We start from the raw sequence: 18,821 nt of genomic DNA on the forward strand, positions 1-18,821 counted from the left end.
TTTTCGGATGAATTTAAAAATAAAGGGTTGTCGAATGAGGAGTATTTAAATGTACTGTACCGAGTATTTATGGGGAGAGAAGCAGACCCGGTCGGTTTAGCAGCCTGGAAGAAGATGTTAGATGAAGGCTGGAGAAGAGATGTGATTTTTTATGGATTTTCAAAGTCAGATGAATTCAGTGAAATCCTGGGTTCGTTTGGATTACAACAGACGGTGGGTGAAGCCGTATATGTGACAAGAACAGATGCGAAATATCATACAGCGAATTGCAGCAGGATTGGGAATAGCCAGACAAACGTATTGTTGCTTCAAGACGCACGGAGTATTGGATATGCGGCTTGTCCAGAGTGCCATTAAATGAAACAAGAATGATTAGGAGGATTCGAATGAGAAAACGTATAGGAGTAATAGTTTTATCGTTATCGTTGGCTATGACGCCAACAATGAATGCTTTTGCAGCGGATGAAACAGAAGTTACGGAAACAATGCCAGAGACAATCGAGGAGACGGTTATAGGAACAAAAACAGAAACGATTACTGAAACATCAGAGGAAACGTCTTTGCAGGAAGAAATTGAGTCGATAACTGTTGGAGCGACGGAAGAAACGATAGTGGAAACAGAGGATGGAACAGTTTCTGAGACAGAGACAGAATCTAGGGGATTTACGGAGCAGCTGATCGAAGAACATTCGGAAGAGGGAATTTTGGAAGAAGCGCCGGATGAATTTTATGCATGTTATGATGGAATCCTGGATTTTACGGATCCAAATTCAGAAATTATTCCGTTGATCCTTCCATGTACTTATAATTATTCAATGGCACATGAAGTATTGAGGTTGGTCAATCAAGTTCGTGCAGAATATGGAATAGCGCCATTGGTATGGGATTCTGAGCTGGAGGAAGCAGCGTGTGTACGCGCAGTAGAATGCAGCCTTGTTTTTGACCATACGCGTCCGAATGGACAGAGCTGTTCTAGTTTGACAGATAAAATGTATGGAGAAAATATTGCGGCAGGATTTGGAAGTGCAGAATCCGTTGTTGCTGGTTGGATGAATTCAGCAGGGCATAGAGCAAATATTCTGAATCCAGATTTTAAATCCATGGGTGTAAGCGCTGCTTATAGTGATGGAGTCATTTACTGGTCTCAGAATTTTGGCATTTCGAACGGGGATGGGCATTATATTGCAGATGGACAGGAAGGTATGGCGTTGATTATCGAAGCCAGAGGCACAGAGGCGGCTTGTCAGGTAAAAAACTTTGTAATCCGTCTTTACGAAAAAGTATTGGGACGAAAGGCTGATCCTGTAGGATTGGCGGAATGGTTTAATCAATTGATTTTAGGTAATAATACTGGAGCTGATGTGGCACAAGGCTTCTTCTTTAGCGACGAGTTTAAAAGTAAGAATACGTCCAATGAGGCCTATGTTGATGTTTTATATGCTACCATGTTTGACCGGGCGGCAGATCCGAGCGGTAAAAGTGCTTGGTTGGATATATTAGATACTGGCTTCTCAAGAACATATGCCTATAGAGGTTTTGTAGAATCGCAGGAGTTCACAAAGTTATGTGAAAGTTATGGTATTCAGCGCGGCTCGGTGACATTAACGGAACCAAGAGACCAGAATGATGGTATTACACGTTTTGTGTCGCGTTTATATAGCAAGGCTTTAGGTCGTACACCGGATATTTCCGGTTTAAATGCCTGGACGAATGTGATTCTAAATAAAGAATCATCGCCGGAAAAAGTGGCTTTTGGATTTTTCTTTTCAGATGAAATGAAGAAAAAGAATCTTTCTAATGAAGAATTTACCAAAGTGCTTTATCGGGTATTTCTTAACAGGGAAGCGGATAGTGCCGGTCTTGAAAGTTGGGTGAAGTTACTCGAAGACGGTATGCGTCGACAGGCTGTTATGTATGGCGTGTCTAAATCTCAGGAATTTGGAGATATTTTACGGTCTTTTGGATTAGAGCCGACGCAGGGCACAATTGTCTATGTAACCAGCAGTGGAGAAAGATACCATAAAAATGGCTGTAGAACAGTCAGGGGGAATACACTTCCGTTAATCATTGAAGATGCTGAGAGTATTGGATATACACCGTGTGGTGTATGTTATAGATAATTGAAGAATAATAGGATGGTTTAAGTCAGGAGATTTAAAAAGATCTCCTGACTTTTTAAGAAGTGTTAAAAAAAATACGCCAAGCGATATATTATAAACTTAAATATCGATTAGATGATGCTGAGGAACGCGAGATGAAAATTAAAAAAACAAGAGATTTTTTATGTATCTGGATATTTCTTTTAATCTTTTTTGTGCTTGGTAAGGGTGTATATGCAGAAGAGACAGACGGAATTCCGGAAGAACTTTTAGAGGAAATTGAGGAAGAAAATGTTTATACGGATGACATTGGAGGGGACATACTTTTTTCTGAAAACTATGCCGTACCATTCAGTGGAACGATTGAGTATGCAGAGGATGCGGAGACTGCTGTTCAAATATTGCGGCAGCAGATGATAAATCGCAATGGCCTGATTTCAATTTATTATCATGGGGAATATACAGAAGGTATGTCTGCTGAGTTTTTGGAACGGGCGGTGGCCTATGATGATACATTACCAGGCATGGCGGGAGATTATCTTCGATATCATTTTCAGCGTGTTGTTCGTCGAACATATAAAGGAGTGAATGAGGACGGCGAATATATTCGCTTTGAATATGAGATTTATTATTTGAGTTCGTATGATCAGGAACTTGCCGTTAACGAAAAGGTTTGCGATATTCTGGAAGAATTGGATGTGTATTCGGCGGATCGAGAGATGAAGATTCGGAGTGTTTATGCTTATATAACGTCCCATGTGCGTTATGATTCTATGATTTATGAAACATTTAATGTACATTCGGCTTATGGCGCTGCAGTTGAAGGAAAAGCTGTTTGCCAGGGATATTCTTTATTGTTGTATCGGCTTTTGCAGGAGCTCGGCATTCAGAATCGAATGATTTCGGGCGAGGCTGGAGGCACCAGCCATATTTGGAATATTGTGGAGATGGACGGTTATTGGTATAACATGGATGTAACATGGGACTGGGGAAAGGACGAGCAGTTTAAATGGTTATTGGTCGGGGCTGAAAGCTTTGACAGATCTCATATTAGAGACAGTGAGTTCATGGCAGAGGCGTTTTATCATATGTACCCCATGGCCTTAAAAGACTATTATAAAGAACCTGTAGAAGAACCGATAGACCAGGTGGAAGCTTTTGTGACGCGTTTATATAAAGAAATATTAGGAAGGGATGCGGATGCTTTCGGGCTTAAAGAGTGGAGTGAGGTTTTGAAGTCTGGTCGAGAGCAGGGAGCGAAAGTGGCTCAGGGATTTGTAGACAGTGATGAGTTTAAGGCGCGGAATTTATCTGATGATGCCTATATTCACGCCTTATATCGGACATTTTTTGATCGTGAGGCCGACAGTTCGGGTTTGACTGCCTGGAGAAAAGTTCTAGACAGTGGACTTTCAAGAATGCACGTGTTCAGAGGATTTGCAGAGTCGGATGAATTTACGGGGATTTGCGGCCGTTATGGTATTGTTCGAGGAAATGCGAATCTAACGGCGCCAAGAGATCAGAATGAAGGAGTGACAAAATATATTGTCAGAAATTATCGTCTTTGTTTGGGTCGCGAGGCGGATGAGAGAGGCCTGAACGATTGGTGTGATGCAATTTTATCCGGAAGAAATACGGCAAAAGAGGCTGCTTACGGCTTCGTATTCTCACAGGAGTTTTTGAAAAGAAATTTATCGGATGAAGAATATATACGAGTACTTTACCGGGTGTTTATGGACCGGGATGCGGATGGCCCGGGGCTGTCCGGCTGGAAAAGGGTGTTAAATGAAGGTAAGAGCCGGGAACATGTATTTGATGGATTTGCAGATTCGATAGAGTTTGCAAATATCTGTAATAGTTACGGTATTTTGAAAAAATAGTTTAGCTTCTAAGATAAATATTGGAGTGGAATTGTATCAATTCCGCTCCAATATTTTTTAGAACCTATTTTAATGACAGCCGTTTTGCTGGCATAAATAGTGGGCTGTTGGGTCTGTTGGGTCCCAAGTGTGCCATGATGGAATTGGGGAGAAGGCGGGCTTATCAAATGGCCCATTGTTTACATAAGGGTCAATATTGACATGGGTGCCTAAACCACAATTATCATAAATCCATTTAGCGTCTCCGGCCTGAAGGCGAATGCAGCCAAGAGATTGGGTTGTTCCGAGAAGGTTATACATCAAATCTGTATACAATGTTGTATTATCAGCAATTCTATAAGGAACTGAATGGAATAAGTAAGAACCTGTAATCTGGGTACACCATTGAGCTTTTGAACCGCCAACCATTGTGAGCCAGCGGAACTTGTTTGGTGTCCAGTAATCTCCGGTTGGTGTACTTTCGCCGCAGGAAGTAATCATAGCTTTGACAGGGATAGTGTAACCATTATCACCATCCTTTGCAAATACGATCAGATAATTTCCCCATTTATAAACTTTGATGAAATAGGAATCCTGAGGGCCAATAAGATAGTCGACGTCCTGTACAAGCTGGCCGTCGTTATTAAAGTATAATTTATAACCGTCAACATATTCCCATCCGATTTCCATAGCGCCATTTTTGGATGGGTTCAGATAGTATTTCTGTCCGTTTTCAATATGCCATCCCGTTTTACGCTGTCCATTTTCATAGAAATAAGTATTATCATTTTCCTGAATCCATCCGTCACGAACAAGTAAGATACCAACTTTCTGACAGAATATTTTGTATTCAGGGGACATGACAATTTGTTCTAAGACGTAGTCGCGGGTATTTGTCTGAAGTATTGTCAGCCAATTGGTAAGGTCTTCTGCGCCTGGATTACGTTTTAATAAAACATTATATAAATCATTAATATAAGTTTGGTCATCGGTATTCTTCTGGAGATATGTACTGGATGTAAAGAAAGCAGAGGCAAGTTCTTTGGCAACAACACGATGATTTAATACATCGCCGGTCCAGGCATTCAGTTCGTCATTTGTAGGGGTACGTCCAAAACAAGTGCTATATAAATGAGTGATATAAGCGGTAAGTTCTCGATTCTGATCTCTGGATTCGGTAAGAACAACATTGCCCCGGGAAATCCCATGGGTGTTGCAGAATTCGTTAAATTCATCAGAATGGATAAAACCGCCTAAAATATAGTGTTTGGATAAGCCTTCATTCATACATTTAAGCCATGCGTTCTTTCCCTCAACATCCGAAGGACGTCCAAGAATGGTCTGGTATAAGATTTCAATAAAGTCTTCATTACTTAAATTTTTGTTCTGGAATTCATCGCTAAAGATAAAGCCTTCGGCGATGGAGACACCATTAAATCGCTGTTCAAGCAAACCACCGGTCCAGTCATTTAAACCTTCAGCGTCGCCATTACGGTCCAGACACAGTTTGTAAAAATGGCTTACAAACCGTGTGATTTCCAGGTTTTGATCTCTGTTTTCTGTTAAAGGCAACCTTCCGGGAGTGATACCATAGGAAGCGCACATCTTATTATATTCGTCGGAACCAAGAAAACCGTTACACACGAATCTGCGGCTGACACCATCAGAGAAAGCGGTTGTCCAGGTATTCATACCCTCGGCATCGGCTTCACGATTAAAAATTGCGCGGTATAAGAGATGGATATATTCTTCTTCGGTGTGATTTTTATCTAAAAATTCTTTACTAAAGAAGAAACCATTCATAATGTCAGCTCCAGTATTTGTACCGGATACTAAGGTGTCGTACCATTCGCGGAGCCCTTTTCCATCAGGAGTACGTTCGAGAACAATTTCATACATACGTTTTACAAACTGGAAGACATTTTTATTCTCATAATCTTTTTCATCAATGCTGTCTTTTATGTCTGCATCAGCTTCTTTTTTGTCAAGCTCAGTTTCTTCAATTAATGTTTCAGTAACCGTTTCTGATTCCGTTTCTGGAAGTGTGTCTTCTGTTTCAGGAGTCACAGCGGTAGATTCAGTTTGAGGTTCGGTGGTAAATTCTGTTTCGGCGATGGTTTCAGTTCCATTCGTCGGAATTTCAATAGATTCAGTCTGCATTGTTTCGGCATCTGTCGTAGTCAGACTTTCTTCTGCGAAGGCAGGTGTGTAAGAAGAAACCATCAAAGTTGCACACAAAATAAAAATAAGTGATTTGCTTTTTTTCATAATAAAGTTCCTCTCCAATAGTTTAAAGTTTCGAGTAATGTTTGTTTCAGTGAAATTTCAGGATGCCAATTGATAGAATCCTGAAGTTTGGTGATATCGGCCTCAATGACTGGTATATCTGATGGACGAAGTCGTGCAGGGTCAGTGGATACAAGTATTTTTGCAGTAGATAAAGACAAAATGACATTCAGCAGTTCCTGTATGGAAATAGCATGACCACTGCCAATATTGTAGGTTTCGCCGGCTTTTCCGTGTTGAATTAAAATGCCGTAAGCACGGACGACATCTCGAACATCTGTGAAATCGCGTTTAGCAGAGAGATTTCCAACATGGAGGATTGGCTTTTTCTTTCCTGCTTCGATTTCGGCGACTTGTTTACAAAAGTCAGATGCGACAAAAACCGATGTTTGGTTTGGACCGATATGATTAAAAGCACGGACCATGATGAGCTGCATACCGTAGGCGCGGTAGTAAATATTTCCGAGCATATTCTGACAGGCTTTCGTGGCGGCATAAATGTTCCCCGGTCTTGGTGTAACCTGTTCATTAACAGGGGTCTCGTCAGGAAGAATATAGCCATATTCCTCTCCGGACCCGATCAGAAGTATTTTTGGGGAATAACCATCCAGTGAGCGAATCGTATCGAGAATGTTCAGTGTGCCTTTAATATTGATATCCACGGTAATCTGCGGATTATTCCAGGAAAGAGCAACCGAGCTTTGGGCTGCAAGGTGGAAGATATAATCCGGTTTTAATTTAGTGAAAAGTTCTCTGATTTCATCTATATTCAGGATATTTAAGTCATGAACATGGATGTCGGAAACAGATAGATTTTCATTGGGAAGTTTTGTTGCATGAATTTCCCAATCATAGGTTGTGGTCAGATGTTGGATAAGGTAGCTGCCGACAAATCCGGCAGCCCCCACAATCAGTGCTTTCATTAAATTACCTCATGAATTATAAATTATTGTATTTGATTTCTTTTTCTACTAATTCAAGGTCATTTTTTACCATACGTTCAACCAGTTCGGAGAAGGAAATCTCACGTACCCAACCTAAAGTGCTGTCAGCCTTTGCAGGGTTACCGATGAGTAATTCAACTTCAGCCGGACGGAAAAATGCAGGATTAACTTTGACGAGGGTTTTACCGGTAGCCTTGTTTTTACCGATTTCATCTACGCCGCTGCCAGACCATTCAATTTCGATATCCACATGTTTGAAAGCTGTTTCAACAAATTCACGGACAGTACGTGTTTCGTTTGTAGCAATAACGTAATCATCCGGTTTGTCCTGCTGGAGCATAAGCCACATGGCTTTGACATAATCCTTGGAATGTCCCCAGTCTCTTTTCGCATCCATGTTACCGAGTTCTACATGGTCTTGAACACCGAGTTTAATGCGGGCAACGGCATCCGTGATTTTACGAGTGACAAATTCTTTGCCTCGACGTTCACTTTCGTGATTGAATAAAATTCCGCTGCAGGCAAACATGTTATAACTTTCGCGATAATTTTTGGTAATCCAGTGACCATATAATTTGGCAACTCCATAAGGGCTTCTTGGGTAAAAAGGGGTCTTTTCAGTCTGTGGGATTTCCTGAACCAGACCAAACATTTCTGATGTGGAGGCCTGATAGAAACGCGCCTCAGGCTTTACGATACGGATAGCCTCCAACATATTGGTAACGCCAAGGGCATCAATCTGTGCGGTAGCAAGCGGCTGTTCCCAACTGGTTGCAACAAAGGATTGGGCAGCCAGATTATAAACTTCATCAGCCTGAGAGATTTTCATTGCATTCGTTAAAGATACAACATCCGTCATATCGGCATAGATAAAATGGATTTTATCTTTAATATGCTCAACATTGCCGTAATCAACCACACTTTTACGGCGCATGATTCCGTAAACTTCATAACCTTTTTCTAAAAGTAATTCGGCTAAATAGGAGCCGTCCTGTCCATTGATTCCTGTAATTAATGCATGTTTCATTTTTTAAAATCCTCATTTCTATTAAATATTAAACTTGTGTTATAAATAGTTTTCCCTGTCGGTGTCGCGCAATACAGCGAGAATCTTTTTTATATCTCCGGCGGAATTTTTATCGGCGATAAGAAGGGCGTCGTCCGTATCTACAATAATTAAATCTTTAAGGCCAAGAGCTGCGATTAGGCGTTTTTTGCCCTCAATGGTACAATGGCTTGTATTAAGGGCGATGACATTACCGGTAAGCGTGTTTTGGGCATCGTCGGTGCCTTTAACACGTTCAACGGCCAGCCATGATCCGACGTCGTCCCAACCGAAATTTCCCGGAATCAGGTAAATGCCGGAAGCCTTTTCCATAATACCGTAATCAATGGAATCGGAGACAAATTCAGGAAAGATATTTTTGAGTACGTTTTCTTCCTCAGGTGTTTTGATGGCGGCTTGAATTTTTAGAAGGCCATTATAAGTATCGGACATAAAGTTTTTCATATTTTCCAGAATACTGGACAGTTTCCAGATAAACATGCCGCTGTTCCAATAATAGTCACCGCTTTCAACATAAGTTTTGGCTAAATTAAAATCAGGTTTTTCAACAAAACGTTCAACAGAATAAGTTTTCTTTAGCTGTTTGTTTTTGTCCGCCTTAATATAGCCATAACCGGTTTCAGGATAATTCGGCGTGATGCCGATGGTGACGAGATTTGCATTTATCTCAGCGACATCGCAGGCATTGGCAAGGGTTTCGGTGAAAATATCATTATATTTAATCAGGTGGTCGGAAGGGAGCACTATCATAATAGCATCTTCATATTTGCGCTGAATATGCACGGCGCCAAGACCAATGCACGGCGCTGTATTTCGACCGACCGGTTCACATAAAATGTTTTCTGCCGGGATCCCTGGGAGCTGTTCTAAAACCAAATGCTTATAATTCGTATTGGTGGCGATATATATATCCTCAAGGCTAACGAGAGGAAGAATTCGTTCAACGGTAAGCTGAATCATTGTCTTCCCATCATTTGTCAAAGAGAGGAACTGTTTTGGTAAAGATTGTCGGCTTTTAGGCCAGAAACGTTCGCCTTTACCGCCGGCCATGATTAGAGCTGTTTTTTTCATAAAAAGTCTCCTTATATATTTTGTTACATTCTATTAATTAGAATACACTATGGTTGGAAAAAGTACAAGTTTTTTAGGTTGTAGTTTAGTAAGAAATTGCTTATAATAGTCATAGTATTAATTGTAGAAAAAAGGAGCTATTTATGAAGTGTATCGTATTAGCCGGAGGCAAGGGAAACAGCCTGTGGCCCTTGTCCAGAGAAAATTATCCGAAACAGTTCATGGATATAAAAAATAATCGTTCTCTTTTTCAAGAGAGTATCGCGAGGAATATTCCCTTTTGTGATGAGTTTATTATTTCTACTCATGAAGCCTATCATTTTATTGTGGAGAATCAGATGAAAGATTTTCAGGGGTTGAGATATCGGTGCTTTCTGGAAGAAGAACGAAAAAAGACAGCGCCGGCCATTGCTATCATCTGTATGTGTTTTAGTCCGTCGGAGTTGGTTTTTGTTGTGTCATCAGACCAGATTATTGAGGGAGAAAATTATAAGGATACGATTATTCAGGCACAGGCATTGGCCAGGGACGGAGCTATTGTTACCTTTGGTATGCAGCCGGAGGGACCAAGAACAGATTATGGATATATTCATTATGACGGTGAGCAGGTATTGTCATTTAAAGAAAAGCCGGGGTTTGATGAGGCTGAAAAGTATGTAAAGGCCGGAGACTATTTATGGAACAGCGGTAATTTTCTATTCCGTGCGGGTGATTTTCTTCAGGAGTTGAAGAGGCTGGCACCGGAAGCTTATTGGGCCTGTTATGAGTGTATGCGTCATGTGGATATTTCAAGCCGTAACATTCAGCTTCAGAAATATTTTACAAGAGATATACCGGCAATCAGCATGGAACATGCAGTTCTGGAAAAGTCGGATTTGGTTCGTGTGGTTAAATCGGATGTGCTCTGGTACGATGTCGGAGATTTGAATCGCTTATCGGATTATGCAAAAGCCGGAGATGACGAAGGGGTTATTGAAGAGAATTGTCAGGATGTTACGGTGATCAATAGGACGGGAGACCGTCTGGTTGTAGCGAATGGCCTTGAAGATACAGTCATCATTAATACGGAAGATGCCGTATATGTCAGCAAAAAATCGGCGGAATCGGATATTAGAGATATTGTTTTCAAGTATCATGATCAATACGGTAAATATTTTGAAAATCATCATATCTTTTATCGTCAGTGGGGGACTTATGAGGTTTTAGAAGAAACTTCTTATTTTAAAGTGCGGAAAGTGACCTTATATCCAGGGAAAACCCATAGTTTGCATAAACATGATCTGCGGAGTGAACAGTGGATTGTAGCGCGGGGAGTGGCGACAATTACATTAGGACGGGAAACAAAGGAGTATCGGGAGAAGGATTCGGTCTATATTCCTATCGGCGTAGAGCATTCGGTATCGAATTATGAAGAGGAAGATTTAGTGATCATTGAAGTAGCTATCGGAAAAATGCTCAATGATGAAGATAGTGTGACGATTGCGGAAAAAAGGAATTCACTTCGCTTAAATTCATCGATCATAAAGCTGGAACCTGCTTTTAAAGATTATCTTTGGGGTGGGACAAAGTTAAAAGATATTTATCATAAGCAATGCGATTATGACATTGTTGCAGAAAGTTGGGAACTCTCTGCCCATAAAGATGGTCAGAGTACTGTGGCCAGCGGACGCTTTAAGGGAATGCTTTTTGGGGATTATCTTAAAAAAATCGGCCGGGAAGCGCTTGGTTGGAAGAGTCAGGCATTTGAACGTTTTCCTATTTTAGTGAAAATTATTGATGCGAAACAGTCGTTATCAATTCAGGTGCATCCGGACGATGAATTTGCTCTCCGTGAGGAGAATGAATACGGCAAGAATGAAATGTGGCATATTATGGATTGCGAACCGGGGGCTTATATTTACTATGGAGTGAGCCAGTCACTGACAAAAGAAGAACTTAAGAAACGTGTGGAAGATAATACGGTTTTGGAAGCCCTGAATAAAATAGAGGTTCATAAAGGAGACACATTTTTCGTGGATGCAGGTACAATCCATGCGATTGGTGCAGGCATTTTGTTGTGTGAGATTCAGCAGAATTCGAATTGTACGTATCGTCTCTATGATTATGATAGAAGGGATAAGTATGGCAATCCACGGGAACTTCATTTGGAAAAAGCCCAGGCGGTCTCGAACTTAAATATGCGTGAGATTGAAGCCGTGGACAGTCAGCAGAAAGTAACGATATGTAATGGCTATGAAGAAGAAGTTTTGGGAAGCTGTAAATATTTTGAAAGTAAAAAGTATCAGGTTTATACGGAAGTGGAATTTGCGATGAATGATGCCTCTTTTTGCTCGATTATAATTATCGAGGGAGAAGGAATGATTCGTTGTGACGATGAGAGTTTTAAATTTTCAGCGGCAGACAGTTTCTTTATTCCGGCAGGGCAGAGAAAGGTTCTTGTCCGGGGCAAATGTTCGTTCATAAAAACACATGTATAATTAATATAGAAAAGAGGAAATAGGACAGATGAGTTACATGGATGTATATAAAAGTTGGCTTGACAGTGCTTATATTGATGATGCTACAAAAGAAGAGTTAAGAAGAATTCAAGGTAATGAAAAAGAAATCGAGGATCGTTTTTATAAGGATTTAGAGTTTGGAACGGGTGGTTTACGTGGCGTCATCGGCGCAGGAACAAATCGTTTGAACATTTATACAGTTCGTAAGGCAACCCAGGGACTGGCCAATTTTATCATGAGTGAAAACGGTCAGAATAAAGGGGTGGCGATTGCTTTTGATTCCAGACATATGTCTCCGGAATTTTCTAAGGAAGCGGCTTTGTGTTTGAATGCCAATGGCATAAAGACATATCGATTCGAGACACTGCGTCCGACACCGGAGTTGTCGTTTGCCCTTCGTGAATTAGGCTGCATTGCTGGAATCGTTATTACTGCCAGCCATAATCCGCCGGAATATAATGGATATAAAGTATACTGGGAAGATGGTGCGCAGATCACGGCGCCGAAGGACAAGCAGATTATCACAGAAGTAAATAAAGTTACAGATTTGAGCCAGGTAAAGACAATGACTGAGGCGGAAGCTGTAGCTAAAGGGTTATATCATATAATAGGCCAGGAAATTGATGACAGGTATATTGAAGCTTTGAAGACACAGATTATTCATCCGGAATATATTGAAAAGGCTGCAGATGAAATTAAAATTGTATATACGCCGTTACATGGAACCGGCAATCTTCCGGTTCGGCGGGTGTTGAAAGAGCTTGGTTTTAAACATGTCCATGTTGTGCCTGAACAGGAACTGCCGGACGGCGATTTTCCTACGGTTGGTTATCCAAACCCGGAAGATCCGAAGGCCTTTACACTGGCTCTCAATTTGGCGAAACAAATTGACGCGGACATTGTACTGGCGACGGATCCGGACGCGGACCGTCTTGGTGTTTATGCAAAAGATACTGCAACAGGCGAATATGTAAGTTTTACAGGGAATATGTCCGGCATGGTGATTGCACATTATATTCTGAGTCAGAGGAAAGAAAATCATACACTTCCTAAAAACGGCGCTTTGGTAAAAACCATTGTTACGACGAATATGGCGGATGCCTTGGCGAAAGATTTTGATGTTAAGTTGATTGAAGTATTGACCGGCTTTAAATATATCGGCGAGCAGATAAAATTTTTCGAGCAGCAGCACAATTATGAGTATGTGTTTGGCCTTGAGGAGAGTTATGGCTGCCTCGTAGGGACGCATGCGAGGGATAAGGATGCTGTTGTTGCGGTGATGGCCTTATGTGAAGTAGCTGCTTATTGTAAATTAAACAACAAGACACTTTGGAATCAGATGGTGGAACTTTATGAGAAATATGGCTATTATAAAGAGGATTTAAAATCGATTACCTTAAAAGGTATTGATGGTGTTAAGAAGATTCAGGCAATTATGGATGGTTTGAGAAAGAATCCGGTAAAGGCTTTTGGTGAATTTAAGGTGCTGAAAATGCGAGATTATAAAACGAATGAAGTGCTTGATATGGCAGACGGAGAAATCTCAAAAACAGGACTTCCGACATCCAACGTATTATACTATGAATTGGAACCGGATGCATGGTGCTGTGCAAGACCGTCCGGTACAGAACCTAAAATTAAGTTCTATATGGGTGTAAAGGGTGAGAGTGTTAAAGATGCTGATGATAAATTAAAGCATTTAACCGAAGCATTACTGCTTCAGATTGGAGAATAAGTATGAAAGGTATAATTCTTGCCGGAGGAGGAGGCACACGATTATATCCGTTAACAAAAGTAACATCGAAACAATTATTGCCGATATATGATAAACCAATGATATATTATCCGTTGGCAGTGCTTATGCGTGCTGGCATCCGTGAAATCTTAATTATATCTACACCAGAGGATACGCCAAGATTTGAGGCGTTATTGGGCGATGGAAACGAATTTGGACTGGAGATTTCTTATGCGATACAACCAAGTCCGGATGGGCTTGCTCAGGCATTTATTATTGGTGAAGATTTTATTAGCCGTGATTCCGTTGCCATGATTTTGGGAGACAATATTTTTCATGGTCATGGATTGGAAAAAAGACTAAAGGCGGCGGCGGCGAAAACGAGTGGAGCTACGATTTTTGGTTATTATGTAGATGATCCGGAACGGTTTGGTATTGTAGAGTTTGATGCGGAGGGGAAGGCTGTTTCCATAGAGGAAAAGCCGAAGCATCCGAAGTCAAATTATTGTGTGACAGGACTGTATTTTTATGATAATCGTGTAGTCGAATATGCAAAAAGTCTAAAGCCGTCGGCGAGAGGCGAATTGGAGATTACAGATTTAAACAAAATATATTTAGAAAATGGTGAGTTGGAAGTCACTCTGCTTGGGCAGGGATTTACCTGGATGGATACAGGGACACACGAGTCTTTAGTGGATGCGATAAATTTTGTGCGTACGGTTGAGACACATCAGCACCGAAAAATTGCCTGCCTTGAAGAGATTGCTTATTTGAAGGGATGGATATCCAGAAAGCAGCTGGAAGAAATCTATGAAATATATAAAAAAAATCAGTATGGTGTCTATTTAAAAGATATTTTGGACGGTAAATTTTTAGACAAATAGGAGTTTTAAGTGATGAAGGCGATAGAGACAAAAATACCTGGAGTAAAGATTATTGAGCCGGATTGTTTTGGCGATCATAGAGGCTGGTTTATGGAGACTTATAGTACGGCCAAATATGAAGCAATGGGTATTACCAATGTATTTGTCCAGGATAATCACTCGATGTCAGCTAAAAAGGGAACATTGCGTGGCTTGCATTTTCAGAATGCTCCGATGGCTCAGGCAAAGTTGGTGCGTTGTACCAAAGGTGCTGTTGTTGATGTTGCCGTAGATATCCGGAAGGGATCGCCAACTTATAAACAGTGGGTCAGTGTGGAACTAAGTGCAGAGAACAAACGTCAGCTCTATATTCCACAGGGGTTTGCTCATGGCTTTTTGACCTTAACAGATGATGTAGAGTTTGAATATAAAGTGGATAATTTGTATTCAAAAGAGCATGATCGGGGAATACGGTATGATGATCCCTCGATAGGTGTGGATTGGGGAATGTTATTAAATGGTATGGAACCGATTCTTTCGGAAAAAGATGTCAACGGGCCGCTTCTGAAGGATAGCGATGTGAATTTTGTGTACGAGGGAGATAAGTAGAAAATGAAAATATTAGTTACCGGCGGTGCAGGATTTATTGGAGGAAATTTTGTTCATTACATGGTGAATAAATATCCGGAGGATATGATTGTAAATCTGGATTTATTGACCTATGCCGGAAATCTTGAGACACTAAAGCCTGTAGAAAATAAGCCGAATTATAAGTTTGTCAAAGGCAATATCGCAGATCGCAAATTAGTGTTTGACCTCTTTGAAAAGGAAAAGTTCGATGCTATTGTCAACTTTGCTGCCGAATCTCATGTGGATCGCAGTATTGAAGATCCGGAGATTTTTGTCATCACCAATGTATTGGGAACGACAACACTTTTGGATGCATCGAGGGAATTTGGTGTAAAACGTTTTCATCAGGTATCTACGGATGAGGTTTATGGCGATTTGCCATTAGACCGTCCGGATTTATTCTTTACAGAGACAACACCACTGCATACATCCAGCCCTTACAGCAGTTCAAAGGCCAGTGCGGATTTGTTTGTTCTAGCTTATCATCGTACATTTGGCTTACCTGTAACGGTGAGTCGCTGCTCAAATAATTATGGGCCTTATCATTTCCCGGAAAAATTAATCCCATTAATGATATCCAGAGCTCTGGCAGATGAGGAACTTCCAGTGTATGGTACCGGCGAAAATGTTCGGGACTGGCTTCATGTAGAAGATCATTGCGCGGCGATTGATTTGATTTTAAGAAATGGTCGCATTGGAGAGGTTTATAATGTGGGCGGACATAATGAACGGACGAATCTTGAAGTCGTAAAGACAATCCTGAAGGCTTTAGATAAACCGGAAAGTCTGATTAAGTATGTTAAAGACCGTCCGGGACACGATATGCGATATGCGATTGATCCGACGAAACTGGAGACAGAATTAGGTTGGAAGCCGAAATATAATTTTGATACAGGTATTCAGCAGACGATTGAGTGGTATTTGAATCATAAAGAATGGTGGCAGAATATTATCAGTGGTGAGTACACGAAATATTTTGAGAAAATGTATGGAGACAGATTATGAAAATATTAGTGACAGGTGTCAAGGGTCAGCTTGGCTATGATGTGGTTCAGGAAGGCGAAGGCCGCGGACTGGAGATGTTTGGCACGGATGTGGATAATATGGACATTACCGATGCCGGACAGGTAAAACGGGTGATTGAAGAATGTAAGCCGGATGCTGTAATTCACTGTGCGGCTTATACCGCGGTAGATGCGGCTGAGGATAATCAGGAGTTGTGCCGTAAAATTAATGTGGATGGCACGCGAAATATTGCAGAAGTCTGTAAAGATATGGGTATTCCGATAATGTATTTTTCTACAGATTATATTTTTGATGGTCAGGGAGAGAACTTTTGGAAAGAAGACGACCCGAAAAAACCACTAAATGTCTACGGGCAGACAAAATATGAAGGTGAACTGAATGTACAGGAATTGATCGAAAAGTACTTTATTCTCAGAATTTCCTGGGTCTTTGGTGTGAACGGCAATAATTTTATTAAAACTATGCTTCGTGTAGGACCACAGTGTGGAGAAGTCGGTGTGGTTGCGGATCAAATTGGTTCACCGACGTATACGTATGACTTAGCAAAATTGGTCATCGATATGATTCAGACAGATAAGTATGGGACTTATCATGTGACTAATGAAGGTATTTGCAGCTGGTATGAATTTGCCTGTGAAATCTTTAAACAGGCAGGCTTGGATGTTAAGGTGAATCCGTTGACGACAGCAGAATATCCGGCAAAAGCAGCACGGCCGTTTAATAGCCGTATGTCGAAAGATAAGTTGATTAATGCCGGATTTAAGATGTTGCCAAGCTGGCAGGATGGATTGAAGCGTTATTTGAATTTAATATTGGAGAGAGGAATTTAAATTAAATTAAAAAGTCTGTCAATAAGATTCTTCTATGATAAGACTGGGTGAAAGGTTAAAAAAATGAGCGTTTCATGGAATTCGGATATTTTGGTGCCCATTTCTCTGTTACCTGCTCAAGAGCTTCCCGTCTTTATCTGGAACATACTTCAAAGTGTTTCTCACCTGATGGACAACGTCGCGCTGATGTTCTGTTTTTGGAAAGGCAGCTGCAATGGCTTCTTTGATCCCAGTCAGACCATCAGCGCAAAGAATCAGGATATCTTTCACACCGTCCCTTTATAAGATGAACTAATTACCATTTTTTACATGATTAATCATTTTTTCCACTTCTTTTGAGATATTTAGAGGACTCAACTTTACATTTGGATGTTCTCTGGTGAAAACGACAAATAATTCATGGGCAAATCCCTGACCGATTTCTTCGATTCCGGAAAAATCTAATTCTATTTCCTGAAATTTATCAAAACGATTGTATAGGCGTTTTGCTTGAGATCTTGACACAGGGTATGTTTCATATATATTTTTTATTGGTATGCGTGTTTTTATAAAACCGCCGTCAATATCAGCAAACATATCAAATACCTCCTTTAAAACTTTCTTGCTATAATTAGACAATCGCATAAATATTACAGTTCCGCGTTGATTGGCCCATTCTTTTAAAGAATCTATTTCTTTTATGTCCTGGGCTATATCCTCATATTTGTTGTGTGAAAATATTTTACCATCGGACAGAGCAAGAAAATCGTCTAATATTCGAGAAGTAAAGAAAATTCCTTCTCCTGAGTGATTTTTAGTATCCGTTGTTAATTTGCCTTTAAAAAGTTCATTCACAGCATCATCCAGAGAATCGTAATTGTAATAATCTTTAATTTTTTTGAATATTCCGATGCCTTCATCATAAATCGCGATGGTTGTATTCATATAATTTTGAGCGATTAGTATGAATACTTTTTCTGCCTGTGAATGGTCAATGGCGTTGTTCATCATTTCCATAAAAGAATATTGCCATATTTGTTTAACATTATCCGGTAATTTTTCAATATATTTTTTTATATACTTTGCATAAATAATATCTTCTTCATCTAATTGGCCGTCCGTCCTGGTTAAAACGAAGATTTTTGTATCTTCAACGAAAGTATAGGTTCTTGCGTTTTTACTTATTATTTCCGCTTTCTCCAATTCTCGGATGTATCTGTAAATCGTATTGAGTGAGACATTGAAAGCTTCCGAAGCTCTTTTGGCAACATCCTTTTGTCCATCACCGATTTTCTCTAAGATGTATTTTTTTATTTGGTCTCTTTTTTCCGACGTAAAACTCATATAAATCGCCACCTGTGTTTTAACTATATTTTTTTTTATTTTAATTATAATGCTTGCGGGAGTATTTGTAAAGTTAAAATATAATTCAAAACGCCCCATATTTCTACAGGGCGTTTCTAAAAACTGTATATAGGCAATTCGCTTTATAGAGAATTTCAATCATCATTTTATGGCTTGCATCTTTGACGGATGCAAGCCTCCGCTTTTATTGTTGCTCTTTTCTCATTTCTTTTTCTACCTGTTCTGCAAGAATTTCAATAATTTCTCTTGGGAACGGGCGATTGTAAAGGATAACGCCGCATTGTTCTTTAAAGTATTCGTAGCCGGAGTTTTGCCAGAAGGCATCACGGAGCGTCCGAAGATTTTTCTCAACGGCTGTTGGTGCGACCCCAAAATGTTCGGCAACTTTCACGTATACTTCATTATAAATATGGCATAAACGAGATTCGTTTTCGATTACCAGATATATGGCATATTCCAGAAATGGATATCCTTTGTATGCTTTGGAGATCCGTGCCTGAAGCAGGATTTCCCGAATCTTTAGTTCTAAAGTTGACATCATGGTCAAATCGATGGCAGACAAATTTATTG

Annotated in this window: 15 protein-coding genes and 1 pseudogene; 9 read left to right on the forward strand and 7 right to left on the reverse strand. The window is 40.3% G+C overall.

Annotated features, from left to right (window positions below; genetic code table 11):
* The 3 genes from EV212_RS07950 to EV212_RS07960 all read left to right on the forward strand — a co-directional run.
* The coding region (locus EV212_RS07950) for a DUF4214 domain-containing protein (RefSeq protein ID WP_132091477.1) at nt 1-357 on the forward strand (357 nt) is incomplete at its 5' end.
* Nucleotides 358-386: 29 nt separating this feature from the next.
* Nucleotides 387-2,120 (forward strand): DUF4214 domain-containing protein, encoded by a 1,734-nt coding sequence (locus EV212_RS07955; protein WP_165873334.1) that lies wholly within the window; start codon nt 387-389, stop codon nt 2,118-2,120.
* Between the two features lie 134 nt (nt 2,121-2,254).
* Entirely contained in the window at nt 2,255-3,979 is a 1,725-nt protein-coding gene (locus tag EV212_RS07960; RefSeq protein ID WP_132091483.1) for a DUF4214 domain-containing protein, read from the forward strand.
* 69 nt (nt 3,980-4,048) lie between these two features.
* On the opposite strand, the gene EV212_RS07965 is transcribed toward EV212_RS07960, so the two are convergent.
* Genes EV212_RS07965 through EV212_RS07980 form a run of 4 tightly spaced genes read right to left on the reverse strand, consistent with a single transcriptional unit; the run spans nt 4,049 to nt 9,325 of the window.
* Nucleotides 4,049-6,226, reverse strand: coding sequence for a DUF4214 domain-containing protein (locus EV212_RS07965; RefSeq protein ID WP_132091486.1), 2,178 nt, complete (start codon nt 6,224-6,226; stop codon nt 4,049-4,051).
* Nucleotides 6,223-7,167: a GDP-mannose 4,6-dehydratase gene (locus EV212_RS07970; protein WP_132091489.1), complete on the reverse strand. Its 945-nt coding sequence runs from the start codon at nt 7,165-7,167 to the stop codon at nt 6,223-6,225. Before EV212_RS07970 ends, EV212_RS07965 begins: the two co-directional genes overlap by 4 nt.
* Nucleotides 7,168-7,183: 16 nt before the next feature.
* Nucleotides 7,184-8,215 carry a GDP-mannose 4,6-dehydratase gene (gene gmd, locus EV212_RS07975; protein ID WP_132091492.1) on the reverse strand — a complete coding sequence of 344 codons (1,032 nt, stop codon included), beginning with the start codon at nt 8,213-8,215 and terminating at the stop codon, nt 7,184-7,186.
* A 39-nt stretch (nt 8,216-8,254) separates the two neighbouring features.
* Nucleotides 8,255-9,325 (reverse strand): mannose-1-phosphate guanylyltransferase, encoded by a 1,071-nt coding sequence (locus EV212_RS07980; protein ID WP_132091495.1) that lies wholly within the window; start codon nt 9,323-9,325, stop codon nt 8,255-8,257.
* 143 nt (nt 9,326-9,468) lie between these two features.
* Between EV212_RS07980 and EV212_RS07985 the strand changes: the two genes are divergently transcribed.
* The 6 genes from EV212_RS07985 to rfbD are packed head-to-tail and all read left to right on the forward strand — an operon-like array spanning nt 9,469 to nt 16,907.
* On the forward strand, nt 9,469-11,802 hold the full coding sequence (locus EV212_RS07985) for a type I phosphomannose isomerase catalytic subunit (RefSeq protein ID WP_132091498.1): 2,334 nt from the start codon (nt 9,469-9,471) through the stop codon (nt 11,800-11,802).
* 28 nt (nt 11,803-11,830) lie between these two features.
* Entirely contained in the window at nt 11,831-13,558 is a 1,728-nt protein-coding gene (locus EV212_RS07990; RefSeq protein WP_132091501.1) for a phospho-sugar mutase, read from the forward strand.
* Nucleotides 13,559-13,560: 2 nt separating this feature from the next.
* A complete protein-coding gene (gene rfbA, locus EV212_RS07995) occupies nt 13,561-14,442 on the forward strand; it encodes a glucose-1-phosphate thymidylyltransferase RfbA (protein ID WP_132091504.1) in 882 nt (293 codons plus the stop codon).
* Between the two features lie 12 nt (nt 14,443-14,454).
* Complete coding sequence (gene rfbC, locus EV212_RS08000) at nt 14,455-15,030, forward strand: dTDP-4-dehydrorhamnose 3,5-epimerase (protein ID WP_132091507.1); 576 nt, start codon at nt 14,455-14,457, stop codon at nt 15,028-15,030.
* Between the two features lie 3 nt (nt 15,031-15,033).
* A complete protein-coding gene (gene rfbB, locus EV212_RS08005; protein ID WP_132091510.1) occupies nt 15,034-16,056 on the forward strand; it encodes a dTDP-glucose 4,6-dehydratase in 1,023 nt (340 codons plus the stop codon).
* Nucleotides 16,053-16,907 carry a dTDP-4-dehydrorhamnose reductase gene (gene rfbD / locus EV212_RS08010; RefSeq protein ID WP_132091513.1) on the forward strand — a complete coding sequence of 285 codons (855 nt, stop codon included), beginning with the start codon at nt 16,053-16,055 and terminating at the stop codon, nt 16,905-16,907. Before rfbB ends, rfbD begins: the two co-directional genes overlap by 4 nt.
* Before the next feature lie 123 nt (nt 16,908-17,030).
* On the opposite strand, the pseudogene EV212_RS08015 reads toward rfbD, so the two are convergent.
* The 3 genes and pseudogenes from EV212_RS08015 to EV212_RS08025 all read right to left on the reverse strand — a co-directional run.
* Nucleotides 17,031-17,180 (reverse strand): annotated as a pseudogene (locus EV212_RS08015) (transposase); the annotation flags it as partial.
* Between the two features lie 18 nt (nt 17,181-17,198).
* Nucleotides 17,199-18,329, reverse strand: a complete 1,131-nt coding sequence (locus tag EV212_RS08020) for an STAS-like domain-containing protein (RefSeq protein WP_132091516.1) — start codon at nt 18,327-18,329, stop codon at nt 17,199-17,201.
* A gap of 106 nt (nt 18,330-18,435) precedes the next feature.
* On the reverse strand, nt 18,436-18,792 hold the full coding sequence (locus EV212_RS08025) for a sporulation initiation factor Spo0A C-terminal domain-containing protein (protein WP_132091519.1): 357 nt from the start codon (nt 18,790-18,792) through the stop codon (nt 18,436-18,438).
* Nucleotides 18,793-18,821 lie beyond the last annotated feature (29 nt).

Source organism: Frisingicoccus caecimuris (genome assembly GCF_004340975.1).
GTDB classification, from domain to species: domain Bacteria; phylum Bacillota; class Clostridia; order Lachnospirales; family Lachnospiraceae; genus Frisingicoccus; species Frisingicoccus caecimuris.

Excerpts from the sequence above, each read along its gene's own strand:
- EV212_RS07955 (WP_165873334.1), top strand. The coding sequence starts at position 387 with ATGAGAAAACGTATAGGAGTAATAGTTTTATCGTTATCGTTGGCTATG.
- EV212_RS07960 (WP_132091483.1), top strand. The coding sequence starts at position 2,255 with ATGAAAATTAAAAAAACAAGAGATTTTTTATGTATCTGGATATTTCTT.
- EV212_RS07965 (WP_132091486.1), bottom strand. The coding sequence starts at position 6,226 with ATGAAAAAAAGCAAATCACTTATTTTTATTTTGTGTGCAACTTTGATG.
- EV212_RS07970 (WP_132091489.1), bottom strand. The coding sequence starts at position 7,167 with ATGAAAGCACTGATTGTGGGGGCTGCCGGATTTGTCGGCAGCTACCTT.
- gmd (WP_132091492.1), bottom strand. The coding sequence starts at position 8,215 with ATGAAACATGCATTAATTACAGGAATCAATGGACAGGACGGCTCCTAT.
- EV212_RS07980 (WP_132091495.1), bottom strand. The coding sequence starts at position 9,325 with ATGAAAAAAACAGCTCTAATCATGGCCGGCGGTAAAGGCGAACGTTTC.
- EV212_RS07985 (WP_132091498.1), top strand. The coding sequence starts at position 9,469 with ATGAAGTGTATCGTATTAGCCGGAGGCAAGGGAAACAGCCTGTGGCCC.
- EV212_RS07990 (WP_132091501.1), top strand. The coding sequence starts at position 11,831 with ATGAGTTACATGGATGTATATAAAAGTTGGCTTGACAGTGCTTATATT.
- rfbA (WP_132091504.1), top strand. The coding sequence starts at position 13,561 with ATGAAAGGTATAATTCTTGCCGGAGGAGGAGGCACACGATTATATCCG.
- rfbC (WP_132091507.1), top strand. The coding sequence starts at position 14,455 with ATGAAGGCGATAGAGACAAAAATACCTGGAGTAAAGATTATTGAGCCG.
- rfbB (WP_132091510.1), top strand. The coding sequence starts at position 15,034 with ATGAAAATATTAGTTACCGGCGGTGCAGGATTTATTGGAGGAAATTTT.
- rfbD (WP_132091513.1), top strand. The coding sequence starts at position 16,053 with ATGAAAATATTAGTGACAGGTGTCAAGGGTCAGCTTGGCTATGATGTG.
- EV212_RS08020 (WP_132091516.1), bottom strand. The coding sequence starts at position 18,329 with ATGGGGCGTTTTGAATTATATTTTAACTTTACAAATACTCCCGCAAGC.
- EV212_RS08025 (WP_132091519.1), bottom strand. The coding sequence starts at position 18,792 with ATGATGTCAACTTTAGAACTAAAGATTCGGGAAATCCTGCTTCAGGCA.